Raw genomic sequence first — 12,524 nt, 5'->3', positions numbered from 1 at the left:
GGCTGCCCTGTTGGACTTTCGGCGGCGAAGGCGTAGACCTCTGCCGTCGTCCACAGGAGAGCCGCGGCGCCGATGTCCGAGACTGAACCGCTCACGCTGAAATTCCGCTGTCCGAAGGAGCTCGAACGCCTCATTCCGCAGCCGGTGCCGGCGCCGATGGGCGTTCCCGACTGGATCAAGACGATGCCGGCCACCGCGTTCAGCGCGCTCAACCAGGCCGAGGAGCAGACCGTCAAGCGCTGCCCGCCCTTCATCGACGCGATGACGACGGGCTTCCTCATTCCGCTGATCTGCGACCTCAAGGTCGAGGATGGCGGGATCAGTTGGGACAACGAGCTGCCGCCGGGCGGCGCGATCGATTTTCCGCGCTCGCCGATCAGCTTCCACGACGTCGCGCAGGTCGCGGGCTCGCCGCTGTTCGAGACCGACCGCTTCCTGCTCAAGTTTCACAATCTCTGGACGATCGAGGCGCCGGAGGGCTGGGCATTGCTGTTCACGCATCCCATCAACCGCTTCGACCTGCCCTTCACCACCGTGACCGGACTGGTCGACAGCGACCGCTTTCACGACTCGTTCGTGCACTTCCCGGCGCACTGGCATGACACGGCGTTTCGCGGCGTGATCCCGAGGGGTACGCCGGTCGCGCAATGCATTCCGGTGAAGCGGCAGACGTGGGCGATGCAGACCTCGGCCTTCACCGAAGAGGAAATCGCCGAGATCCACGTGGTGCGCGACGCGCTGAAGCGCGAGACCGGCGTCTATCGCAAGCGGTTCAGGGCTTAGCTGTCGCAGCGCCGTCGATCTGCAGGAATCTGGCGGCATCGCTCGGACGGAAGAAGAAGCGGCCGTGCGAGGTGACCGCGAGCGTGTAGGCCGCGCGTGTCAGCAGATGCGGCCGGCCGCGCACCACCGTGCGCAGCGCCGCCTGCGCGCCATCGCGATCCCCCATCTCGGCGAGGCACATCGCGAGATTGGCGCGGGTCTGGGTGTCGTCGGGCCGCAGGCCTAGCGCATGGCGGTAGGTACCGGCGGCCTCTGCATAGTCGCCGTCGAGGAACTGCACCCAGGCGAGCTCGATCAGGATGTCGGGCCGCCCCGGCGCTGCCTCGCGCGCTGCCAGCAGGTGCGTGCGGGCACGGACGCGGTCATTGGCCTGGAGACGGAGGCGTCCGAGATCGAGCTGGAGGTCGACGCTGTCGGGTGACAGCGTCAGCGCCTCCTCGATCACGGCGATGGCTTCACCGAGCTGTCCCGACTTTGCAAGCCGCCCCGCCAGCTCCTGGAACGCTGGCAGAAAAGGCGGCCGCCGCGCCGCGGTCTTGCGCAGTTGCGCGATGCCATCGGCGGCACGTCTGGATTCGCACAAGGCGGCGCCGAGCAGCGTCTCGAGCTCCGGATCGCTGCCGCGGAGCGCCGCCTTCTCCAGCGGCGCAATCGCCTCGCTCGCGCGCTGCTGGCCGAGCAACGCATGGGCCTGGACGAGCAGCGCGGCGCGATCAGTCCTGGCTGTGCGCAGGATCGAGGCGGCAATCTGCTCGGCGCGCGCGAACTGCCGCGCGCGCAGCGCGTGGATCGCTTCCTGCAGCGCCTGCGCCTGCTGATTTTTCCGCCGTTCACTCACGTCTGCAGCCAAGCTCCGAGGAAGAGGTCGAGTCTAGCTAGCTCGCCGGCCCCAGGAGTGTCCAGCAGCACGCTCACCCGAACAGCGGCGTGCCCGGCACGAAGGCGTCGAACGCAGCCCAGAACTGCGAGCGGTAGCGGTCCTGCTCCTGCAGGATCTCGTGCTTGGCCCCGGCGATGACGAGATGCGAGCCGGCGCGCAGATGATAGGCGAACTCCTCGATCGCCGCGGTCGACACCACGGTGTCGCTGGACGCCGCCAGCATCAGGATCGGCTGCCGGATCTGGGAGGGATAGGTCATGCCGCGGAAGGTCATCATCGCCGAGAAGGCGGAATCGGCCCAGGCCACCGTCGGCGAGGCGATGCCGAGCGTCGGATCCTCCTCGAGGATCGCGGCGTTGCGGGCATAGCGGACGGGATCAGAGGTCAGCGGATTGTTGACGAACGGCGCCAGCCCGCTGATCTCGTCGTTTCCGCCCGGCACGTAGCGGCCGCCCTGCCCGGCGATGCGCATGGCCCGCAGCAGCAGCCGAGCCGGCAGCGCGGTGCGGCTGTCCGGCAGATCGATCATCGGCGCCGACAGTACGACGCGATCGAACCAGCGCTTGCCGGCATGCGCGAGCCGCAGCAGCACGGTGCCGCCCATCGAATGCGCCAGCGCGAAATAAGGCGGCGGACAATCCGGCAGCACGACCTGGGTGACGAAGGTCTCGACGTCGAGTTCGTAGTCGGAGAACGAGCGCACATAGCCCTTGCGGGAATCGCGCAGGCGCCGCGACGAATGGCCCTGGCCGCGCCAGTCGATGATCGCGACCGCAAAGCCGCGGTCGCGCAGGTCGCGCACCGTCTCGAAATACTTCTCGATCATCTCGCTGCGGCCGGTGAACACGCACACCGTGCCCTTGCGCCCGGCCGGCGGGGCCCAGCGCGCAAAGCGCAGCTCGGCGCCATCGGGAGTCTTGATGGTGCCGGCGGTGGCGTTTTCGGGGACGGGATTGGCGGGAATCGAGACGAGCGTCATGAGGCGCCCATCGAATAGGTGAAAGGCAGTGGGAATCAAGGGGTGGAACGGCAAAAAGAGCAGGTCTCGGACGCCCTTGAACGTCGAAACGTCCGACCCATATCGAGGCCGTGCAGGCCGCGTCAGGCTGCACGACAGCCCGGCCCGATGGCGGGCGGGTTAGCCAACAGTCGCTCAATGGAGGACTTTGACCATGCGTACCTACGACCTCACCCCCTTCTATCGTTCCACCGTCGGTTTCGACCGTCTGTTCTCGCTGCTCGACCAGGCCACCAGCGATCCCACCCCCGGCTATCCGCCCTACAATATCGAGCGCACCGGTGAGAACGCCTACCGCATCACCGTCGCCGTCTCCGGCTTTGGCAAGGATGAGCTCTCCCTCGTCGCGAAGGAAAACACGCTGACGATCAAGGGCGAGAAGGCCGCCAACGAGAACGGCAAGAAGAGCGAGTTGCTGTATCGTGGCATCGCCGCCCGGGCCTTCGAGCGCTCGTTCCAGCTCGCCGACCACGTGGTGGTGAAGAACGCCAGCCTCGAGAACGGCCTGCTCCACGTCGACCTCGTGCGCGAGATCCCCGAGGCCAAGAAGCCGCGGTCGATCCCGATCTCGACGAACGCGCAAGCTGAGCAGCCGGCGATCGAGGGTTCGGCCGAGAAGGCCGCCGCGTAACCGGCACACATACTCAGGAATGCGAACGCCCCGGGCAGCCGGGGCGTTTTTTTGTGTGGTGCTGCAGTGCAATCAAACGACCGTGACTGACGGTAACGGTCTGCGCCCTGCCCGCGAAGACCCCAGTGATCACCGCGCCAACCCGAGCCACTGGAGCCGTTAACATGAACGTCGTTCGTACCCTCACCCTCATCGCCGCCCTGTCGGCTTTTGCCGGCCCCGCTCTGGCGCAGCCGGCGCCGCCGCCCAAGGTCCACAACGTCGTGCTGGTGCACGGCGCCTGGGCCGACGGCTCGAGCTGGGCCAAGGTCATCCCCTATCTGCAGGCCGCTGGCCTCAAGGTCACCGCCGTGCAGAATCCGCTGACGTCGCTGGCGGACTCCGCGGCTGCCACCCGCCGCGCACTGGCCGAGCAGGACGGACCGGCCGTGCTGGTCGGCCATTCCTGGGGCGGCACGGTCGTGAGCGAGGTCGGCACCGACCCGAAGGTCAGCGCGCTGGTCTATGTCGCGGCGCGTGCGCCCGACGCGGGCGAGGATTTCGTCAAGCTCGCCGGTCAATATCCGACACCGCCGGCCCGCGCCGGCATCGTCGACCATGACGGCGACACCAAGCTCAACGAGGACGCCTTCCTGAAGTATTTCGCCAACGGCGTCGATGCGACGACGGCCAAGGAGCTCTATGCGGTGCAATGGCCGACCGCGGCGACGATCTTCGGCAACCGCACCACCCAGGCGGCATGGCACGACAAGCCGTCCTTCTATGCGGTGTCGAAGCAGGACAAGACGATCGATCCGGATTTCGAGCGCTTCCTGGCCAGCCGCATGAAGGCGACCACGATCGAGCTCGACGCCGGGCACCTGTCGCTGGTCTCACATCCGAAGGAGATCGCTGATCTGATCCTGAAGGCCGCCGGTCAGCACGAGTAGAGCGATTGATGGTGCGGGACTCGTCCCAGCGGCAACAAGCAACGCTGTCATGCCCGCGAAGGCGGGCATTCAGCACGCCGCGGCAGTCACGAGCAACCGAGATGCTGGTGGCGACTGGATCGCCCGGTCACGCCGGGCGATGACAGTTGTGATGGCTCGCGGCCGGGCAGACCGCTCAATCGCCTCTAATCCAGCCCCTGCACCGGAGGCATCTTTGCCGTCGGCTGGATCTGCGGTGTCGGCTTGGCCGCGGCCGCCGGCGCTACGGAGCCGGTGGTCTGAGGCGGCGCGGCTGCCGACTGCACCGGCTTGGCATCAGACGGCTTCGCCTCGGATGACTTGGCCTCGGATGACTTGGCCTCGGACGGCTTGGCCTCGCCCGTCTTCGGCTCGTCGGCCTTGGTTTCGACCGGCTTCGTCTCGGCAGGCTTGACGTCGGCGGGTCTGGCCTCGGCCGGCTTGATGTCCGCAGGCCTGGGCGGAAGGGCTTTGGGAGCCTCCGTCGGCTTCGGGTTGAGCGCCGCGGTCTGCGGCGACGGCGCTGCCGGTCGGGCTGCTGGCGTCGGCACCTTCGGCTGAACCGGCACCGCGGTGGCAACGCGCGGCGCAGCCGGCATCGGCGGCACCAGGCGCGGATCGGCCCGGATCACGCTCGGCGGCGGCAGGCGGTCGAGGCCGCCGCGCGGGGCCGGCTCATAGCGCATCCGCTCGTACTCCTCGCCCCATTGGAACGCCGGGACGAAGCGGATGATGCGGCCGGAGCGGGCATCGACCACGAGCTTGCCGTCCTCGCCCTCGCGATCGAGCACCGCCACGACGTAGACATTGCCGCGCTGACGCGGCACGCCGAGCGGCGAGAAGCCGTTGTCGCGCAAAATCGCATAGACCTCATGCACCGGCAGGAACGTCGGCGCATAGCCATAATCCTGCAGGTAGCCGTCCTGACGGTAGACCGGCGCCGGCGGCACATAGCGCTCGTCGCGGTAGCCGTAGTCAGGGCCCGACCGGTAGCCGTAACGCGGCGGCGGTGCGGGCACGACGGCCGGCGGCGGCAGATCCGGATAGGGCGTATCGAAATCGGAGACCGCCGTGTAGGGCGCACGGACGCCCGATGGCGGCAACGGCTCGGCCTGCGCGGCAAACGGCGCGATCAACGCGGCTGAGACGACTCCAACTAGCAACTTCATGGCTCAAAGCTCCTGCATGCCCCCGCACGTGAAGCTGTTCGCTTCTTCTCAAGTGCCGCGGAAGTTCTGCCGTGATTCCGGCGGTCCTGGGTCGGCGAGGGGGCGGGATCGGGGCGTCAGGTTTCAAAATCGAGCGCAGCGCGTGATCGCCCGGCCCGGTCGGGTCGTTCGGTCAGCGGCTGAAACGGAAGATTTGCCGGGGAATGGGCGCGTTGCTGCGCCCGGACCTCAGGACTCCGCGATGCTTGTGTGATAGGTTAAAGTTTGGCATCTTGCGGTTTAGGACAGAAATGCTGTCTAAAATTTCGTTGCAAAGGTGACCGAGACTTTGCAATGATGTTACGGCGCCTGAGGGCGCTGCGACATGAACAGGCCGCGGTCGTCCAGCGGGGACATGGTCCCCCGGCGGCTGGCCTGAACTCTGCAAATGCGGCTCGCTGACAAGGACGAGCGTTGGCTCCGGAGAGGGGCCGCGCAGCGCCCGGGGTGCGCCGGACGGACTGTACCGGACTGTGGTGAAGGCCCTGACCAATAATTTATGGGGACGGATATGAGCGGATCGAAGGTCGAGCACGGAAAGTTGGGCGGCGCGGTGCTGGCTGTGGATTCGCGTGAAAAACCGGCCGAGATCACGCGCGAGCTGCATACGTGGCGCCCGGAAGCCGAAGGTCTGTATGACCCGAGCCAGGAGAAGGATTCCTGCGGCGTCGGCTTCATCGCCAACATCAAGGGCCAGAAGTCGCATCAGATCGTCGCCGACGCGCTGAGCATCCTCTGCAACCTCGAGCACCGTGGCGCCGTCGGCGCCGACCCGCGCTTCGGCGACGGTGCCGGCATCCTGGTGCAGATCCCGCATGCCTTCTTCTCGCGCAAGGCAAAGGAGCTCGGCTTCACCTTGCCCGCCCCCGGCGAATACGCCATCGGCGCGCTGTTCATGCCGCGCGACGAGGCGTGGCGGAACGTCATCAAGAGCATTATCGCCGACCAGATCGAGGACGAAGGCCTGGTGCTGCTCGGCTGGCGCGACGTGCCGACCGACAACTCCTCGCTGGGCGTGACGGTCAAGCCGACCGAGCCGCGCAGCATGCAGGTGTTCATCGGCCGCAACGGCGCCGCCAAGACCGAGGACGAGTTCGAGCGCAAGCTCTACATCCTCAGGAAGTCGATTTCGCAGGCGATCTATCAGCGCCGCGACCGCGGCATGTCGGGCTATTACCCGTGCTCGATGTCGTGCCGGACCGTGATCTACAAGGGCATGTTCCTGGCCGACCAGCTCGGCAAGTACTACGCCGACCTGCACGAGCCGGACTTCGAGAGCGCGCTGGCGCTGGTGCACCAGCGCTTCTCGACCAACACCTTCCCGACCTGGTCGCTGGCGCATCCGTATCGGATGATCGCGCACAATGGCGAGATCAACACCCTGCGCGGCAACGTCAACTGGATGGCGGCGCGGCAGGCCTCGGTGTCATCGGAGCTGTTCGGCAAGGACATCAGCCGGCTCTGGCCGATCTCCTATGAAGGCCAGTCCGATACCGCCTGCTTCGACAACGCGCTCGAATTCTTGGTGCAGGGCGGCTACTCGCTGCCGCACGCGGTCATGATGATGATCCCCGAGGCGTGGGCCGGCAATCCCTTGATGAGCGAGGAGCGCCGGTCGTTCTACGAATATCACGCCGCGCTGATGGAGCCGTGGGACGGCCCCGCCGCGATCGCCTTCACCGACGGCCGCCAGATCGGCGCCACGCTCGACCGCAACGGCCTGCGGCCGGCGCGCTATCTCGTCACCAAGGACGACCGCATCGTGATGGCGTCCGAAATGGGCGTGCTCAAGATTCCTGAGGACCAGATCGTCACCAAGTGGCGGCTGCAGCCGGGCAAGATGCTGCTGGTCGACCTCGAGCAGGGCCGCCTGATCCCGGACGATGAGATCAAGGCGCAGCTCGCCGCCAGCCATCCCTACCAGGAATGGCTCACGCGCACGCAGATCCAGGTCGAGAAGCTGCCGGATGCGCCGACCACGGGCGCGCGCACCAACCTGCCGCTCTTGGACCGGCAGCAGGCATTCGGCTACAGCCAGGAAGACATCGCGATCCTGATGACGCCGATGGCGGCGACCGGCGAGGAGGCCACGGGCTCGATGGGCAACGACACGCCGATCTCGGCGCTGTCGGACAAGCCGAAGCTGCTGTTCACCTACTTCAAGCAGAACTTCGCCCAGGTCACCAATCCGCCGATCGACCCGATCCGCGAGGAGCTGGTGATGAGCCTGGTGTCGATCATCGGCCCGCGGCCCAACCTGTTCGACCTCGAAGGCGTCGCCTCGACCAAGCGGCTCGAGGTGCATCAGCCGATCCTGACCGATGCGGACCTCGAGAAGATCCGCTCGATCTCGGAGGTCTCCGACAGCCACTTCGTCTCGCGCACGCTCGACACCACCTTCGATGCGAGCCTGGGCGCCGCCGGCTTCGAGCAGATGCTCGACGATCTCTGCGGCCGCGCCGAAGCCGCGGTGCGCGAGGGCGTCAACATCATCATCCTGTCCGACCGCATGGTCTCGGCCGACCGGATTCCGATCCCGTCGCTGCTCGCCTGCGCCGCCGTGCATCATCACCTGATCCGCACCGGCCTGCGCACGTCGGTGGGTCTCGTGGTGGAGTCGGGCGAGCCGCGCGAGGTGCATCACTTCGCCTGTCTGGCCGGCTACGGCGCCGAGGCGATCAATCCTTATCTCGCCTTTGAGACCATCATCGCGCTCAAGGACAAGCTGCCGGGCGCGCTGAGCGACTACGAGGTCGTCAAGCGCTACATCAAGTCGATCGGCAAGGGCCTGCTCAAGGTCATGTCGAAGATGGGCATCTCGACCTACCAGTCCTATTGCGGCGCGCAGATCTTCGACGCGGTCGGACTGAAGGCCGAGTTCGTGCAGAAGTTCTTCTACGGCACCCACACCCGCATCGAAGGCGTCGGCCTGCCGGAGATCGCCGAGGAGACCACGCGCCGTCATCGCGACGCGTTCGGCGACGCGCTGGTCTACAAGACCGCGCTCGACGTCGGCGGCGAATATGCCTTCCGCACCCGCGGCGAGGACCACGCCTGGACCGCGGAATCGGTCGCGACGCTGCAGCATGCGGTGCGCGGCAATTCGAGGGAGCGCTACCAGGCGTTCGCCAGGCTGCTCAACGAGCAGTCCGAACGGCTGCTGACCCTGCGCGGCCTGTTCCGGATCAAGTCGGCCGAGGACGACAGGCGCAAGCCGGTCCCGCTCGACGAGGTCGAGCCAGCCAAAGAGATCGTAAAGCGTTTCGCCACAGGTGCCATGTCGTTCGGCTCGATCTCGCGCGAGGCCCACACCACGCTCGCGATCGCCATGAACCGGATCGGCGGCAAGTCGAACACCGGCGAAGGCGGCGAGGAAGCCGACCGCTTCAAGCCGCTGCCCAACGGCGATTCCATGCGCTCGGCGATCAAGCAGGTCGCCTCGGGCCGGTTCGGCGTGACGACGGAATATCTCGTCAACTCCGACATGATGCAGATCAAGATGGCGCAGGGTGCCAAGCCGGGCGAAGGCGGCCAGTTGCCCGGCCACAAGGTCGACGCGACCATCGCCAAGGTGCGCCACTCGACGCCGGGGGTCGGCCTGATCTCGCCGCCGCCGCATCACGACATCTACTCGATCGAGGATCTCGCGCAGCTGATCTACGACCTGAAGAACGTCAACCCCGACGGCCAGGTCTCGGTCAAGCTGGTGTCCGAAGTCGGCGTCGGCACGGTTGCCGCCGGCGTTGCCAAGGCGCGCGCCGACCATGTGACGATCGCGGGCTTCGAGGGCGGCACCGGTGCCTCTCCCCTCACCTCGATCAAGCATGCCGGCTCGCCGTGGGAGATCGGCCTTGCCGAAACCCACCAGACTTTGGTGCGCGAGAGGCTGCGCAGCCGCATCGTGGTCCAGGTCGACGGCGGCTTCCGCACCGGGCGGGACGTCGTCATCGGCGCCCTGTTAGGGGCCGACGAGTTCGGCTTCGCCACCGCGCCGCTGATCGCGGCCGGCTGCATCATGATGCGCAAGTGCCACCTCAACACCTGCCCGGTCGGCGTCGCGACCCAGGACCCGGTGCTGCGCAAGCGCTTCACCGGTCAGCCCGAGCATGTCATCAACTTCTTCTTCTTCGTCGCCGAGGAAGTCCGCGAGATCATGGCCGCGCTCGGCTACCGCTCGTTCAACGAGATGGTCGGCCAGACCCAGATGCTCGACCAGTCCCGCCTGGTGGCGCATTGGAAGGCCAAGGGCCTCGACTTCTCCAAGCTGTTCGTCAAGCAGAAGGAGGCGCCGGGCCAGAAGATCCATCACGCCGAGGCGCAGGACCATCACCTCGAGGCCGTGCTCGACCGCAAGCTGATCGAGCAGGCCAAGCCCGCGCTCGACCGCGGCGCGCCGGTCAAGATCGAGGCCGAGATCAACAACACCGACCGTTCGGCGGGCGCGATGCTCTCGGGCGCGGTGGCGAAGATCTACGGCCATGCCGGCCTGCCGCAGGACACCATCCATGTCAGCCTGAAGGGCACCGCAGGCCAGGCCTTCGGCGCCTGGCTCGCCCAAGGCGTCACCTTCGAGCTCGAAGGCGAAGGCAACGACTACGTCGGCAAGGGCCTGTCGGGCGGCCGCATCATCGTCAGGCCGCCGCGCAACTCCGGCATCGTGCCGGAGGAGTCGATCATCGTCGGCAACACCGTGATGTACGGCGCCATCTCCGGCGAGTGCTTCTTCCGCGGCATCGCCGGCGAGCGCTTCGCGGTTCGCAACTCCGGCGCGGTCGCCGTGGTCGAGGGCGCGGGTGATCATTGCTGCGAATACATGACCGGCGGCATCGTCGTCGTGCTCGGCAAGACCGGGCGCAACTTCGCGGCCGGCATGTCGGGCGGCGTCGCCTACGTGCTCGACGAGGCCGGCGACTTCGACAAGCACTGCAACATGGCGATGGTCGAGCTGGAGCCGGTGCTGTCGGAGGAGATGATCGCCGAGGACACCTATCACCAGATGGGCGACCTCGAGGCGCATGGCCGGGTCGACGTGTTCAAGAACCTGCTGGCGTCCGACGTGGAGCGGCTGCACGTCCTGATCTCGCGCCATGCCAAGGCGACGGGCTCCAAGCGCGCCGCCGACATCCTGGCGAACTGGAAGGACTACGCGCCGAAGTTCCGCAAGGTCATGCCGGTGGAATATCGCCGTGCCCTGAAGGAGCTCGCGGCCAACGCCGACGCCGAGCCGAAGATCGCGATCGGGGCTTGAGGTCGCTCCTCATGGTGAGGAGGCGCGTAGCGCCGTCTCGAACCATGAGGCCAACAGCGGGGCCTCGCCCTTCGAGACGCGGCGCAAGCGCCGCTCCTCAGGGTGAGGAGAAGCGGGAAGCAAATTCCTCATGGTGAGGAGGTGCGAAGCACCGTCTCGAACCATGAGGCCGAGGTCGAGGCCTCACCCTTCGAGACGCGGCGAAGGCGCCGCTCCTCAGGGTGAGGGGAAGCACAGAGGAAATTCCTCACGGTGAGGAGGTGCGAAAGCAACCGTCTCGAACCATGAGGCCCGAGCAGTCAGGGACGTCGTAGGTCATGGGCAAGGTCACAGGTTTTCTCGAAATCGAGCGGCACGATCGCAAGTACGCGCCGGTTGCCGAGCGGCTGAAGCATTTCCAGGAATTCGTGGTGCCGCTCTCCGAGAAGGAGCTGCGCGACCAGGCGGCGCGCTGCATGAATTGCGGCATCCCCTATTGCCACGGCACCGGCTCGGCCGCGCCGGGCACCACGGGCTGTCCGGTCAACAACCAGATCCCGGACTGGAATGACCTGATCTACAACGGCAATTGGGAAGAGGCCGCGCGCAACCTGCACTCGACCAACAACTTCCCGGAGTTCACGGGCCGGATCTGCCCGGCTCCGTGCGAGGCGTCGTGCACGCTGAACATCGACGACAATCCGGTGACCATCAAGACGATCGAATGCGCCATCGTCGACAAGGCCTTCGAGCAGGGCTGGATCAAGCCCGAGCCGGCCGCCGTGAAGACCGGCAAGAAGGTCGCGATCGTCGGCGCCGGCCCCGCTGGTCTCGCCTGTGCGCAGCAGCTCGCCCGCGCCGGTCACGACGTCCACGTCTATGAGAAGAACGCCAAGGCCGGCGGCCTGCTGCGCTACGGCATTCCCGACTTCAAGATGGAGAAGGGCATCATCGATCGCCGCATCGGACAGATGGAAGGCGAAGGCGTCACCTTCCACTATGGCGTCAATGTCGGTGGCAAGGATGGCCTCGATGCCAAGACGCTCTTGAAGGACTATGACGCCGTCGCGCTGACCGGCGGCGCAGAAGCTCCGCGCGACCTGCCGATCCCAGGCCGCGACCTCGCCGGCATCCACTACGCGATGGACTTCCTGCCGCAGCAGAACCGCCGCGTCGGCAACGAGAAGGTCGAAGGCGACGACATCCTCGCCGCCGGCAAGCATGTCGTCGTGATCGGCGGCGGCGACACCGGCAGCGACTGCATCGGCACCTCGCTGCGCCAGGGCGCGCTTTCGGTCACCCAGCTCGAGATCATGCCCGCGCCGCCGGAGCGTGAGAACAAGGCGCTGACCTGGCCGAACTGGCCGCTGAAGATGCGGACGTCGTCGAGCCAGGCCGAAGGCGCGGTGCGCGAGTTCGCCGTGCTGACGCAGAAGTTCGAAGGCGAGAACGGCGCGGTCAAGAAGCTGCATTGCGTCCGCGTCGACGCGCAGTTCAAGCCGGTTCCCGGCACCGAGTTCGTGCTCGATGCGGACCTCGTCCTGCTGGCGATGGGCTTCGTCCATCCGGTGCACGAGGGCCTGCTCAAGAGCCTCGGCGTCGACCTCGACCCGCGCGGCAACGTCAAGGCCAACCTGACCGACTACCAGACCTCGCAGCCGAAGGTCTTCTCCGCCGGCGACATGCGCCGCGGCCAGTCGCTGGTGGTGTGGGCGATCCGCGAGGGCCGCCTGTGTGCGCAGGCGGTCGACAAGTTCCTGATGGGCAAGACCGAGCTGCCGCGCTAGCGGCGGCCGATCAAGCGCGTTAGTTGGATGCGACCCGCTTAGT

Annotated in this window: 8 protein-coding genes; 5 read left to right on the top strand and 3 right to left on the bottom strand. The window is 66.8% G+C overall.

Annotation, left to right across the window (positions count from 1 at the left end):
• Positions 1-72 precede the first annotated feature (72 nt).
• A complete protein-coding gene (locus QX124_RS01800) occupies positions 73-783 on the top strand; it encodes a hypothetical protein (protein ID WP_315795948.1) in 711 nt (236 codons plus the stop codon).
• Here QX124_RS01800 and QX124_RS01795 read toward each other — a convergent pair.
• On the bottom strand, positions 773-1,621 hold the full coding sequence (locus tag QX124_RS01795; protein WP_315736474.1) for a tetratricopeptide repeat protein: 849 nt from the start codon (positions 1,619-1,621) through the stop codon (positions 773-775). The two genes, QX124_RS01800 and QX124_RS01795, sit on opposite strands and share 11 nt — an antisense overlap.
• A gap of 73 nt (positions 1,622-1,694) precedes the next feature.
• Entirely contained in the window at positions 1,695-2,642 is a 948-nt protein-coding gene (locus QX124_RS01790; protein WP_315736473.1) for an alpha/beta hydrolase, read from the bottom strand.
• Between the two features lie 193 nt (positions 2,643-2,835).
• On the opposite strand from QX124_RS01790, the gene QX124_RS01785 reads away from it, so the two are divergent.
• Positions 2,836-3,312 (top strand): Hsp20 family protein, encoded by a 477-nt coding sequence (locus QX124_RS01785; protein WP_315759446.1) that lies wholly within the window; start codon positions 2,836-2,838, stop codon positions 3,310-3,312.
• Positions 3,313-3,476: 164 nt separating this feature from the next.
• Positions 3,477-4,241: an alpha/beta hydrolase gene (locus QX124_RS01780; protein ID WP_315777890.1), complete on the top strand. Its 765-nt coding sequence runs from the start codon at positions 3,477-3,479 to the stop codon at positions 4,239-4,241.
• 185 nt (positions 4,242-4,426) lie between these two features.
• Here QX124_RS01780 and QX124_RS01775 read toward each other — a convergent pair whose 3' ends face one another.
• Entirely contained in the window at positions 4,427-5,428 is a 1,002-nt protein-coding gene (locus tag QX124_RS01775) for a hypothetical protein (protein WP_315795945.1), read from the bottom strand.
• 550 nt (positions 5,429-5,978) lie between these two features.
• On the opposite strand from QX124_RS01775, the gene gltB reads away from it, so the two are divergent.
• Positions 5,979-10,715, top strand: a complete 4,737-nt coding sequence (gene gltB, locus QX124_RS01770; protein WP_315795943.1) for a glutamate synthase large subunit — start codon at positions 5,979-5,981, stop codon at positions 10,713-10,715.
• A gap of 317 nt (positions 10,716-11,032) precedes the next feature.
• Entirely contained in the window at positions 11,033-12,481 is a 1,449-nt protein-coding gene (locus QX124_RS01765) for a glutamate synthase subunit beta (protein WP_315795942.1), read from the top strand.
• Positions 12,482-12,524: the final 43 nt, after the last annotated feature.

The sequence above is a fragment of the Bradyrhizobium sp. SZCCHNRI3043 genome (genome assembly GCF_032377735.1).
GTDB lineage: Bacteria > Pseudomonadota > Alphaproteobacteria > Rhizobiales > Xanthobacteraceae > Bradyrhizobium.
Note: the sequence above shows the minus strand (reverse complement) of the source record. Positions and strands in the feature narration are given on the sequence as shown.

Bases quoted from the DNA above. Each gene is read 5' to 3' on its own strand.
- QX124_RS01800 (WP_315795948.1), top strand. From the start codon at position 73: ATGTCCGAGACTGAACCGCTCACGCTGAAATTCCGCTGTCCGAAGGAG.
- QX124_RS01790 (WP_315736473.1), bottom strand. From the start codon at position 2,642: ATGACGCTCGTCTCGATTCCCGCCAATCCCGTCCCCGAAAACGCCACC.
- QX124_RS01785 (WP_315759446.1), top strand. From the start codon at position 2,836: ATGCGTACCTACGACCTCACCCCCTTCTATCGTTCCACCGTCGGTTTC.
- QX124_RS01780 (WP_315777890.1), top strand. From the start codon at position 3,477: ATGAACGTCGTTCGTACCCTCACCCTCATCGCCGCCCTGTCGGCTTTT.
- QX124_RS01775 (WP_315795945.1), bottom strand. From the start codon at position 5,428: ATGAAGTTGCTAGTTGGAGTCGTCTCAGCCGCGTTGATCGCGCCGTTT.
- gltB (WP_315795943.1), top strand. From the start codon at position 5,979: ATGAGCGGATCGAAGGTCGAGCACGGAAAGTTGGGCGGCGCGGTGCTG.
- QX124_RS01765 (WP_315795942.1), top strand. From the start codon at position 11,033: ATGGGCAAGGTCACAGGTTTTCTCGAAATCGAGCGGCACGATCGCAAG.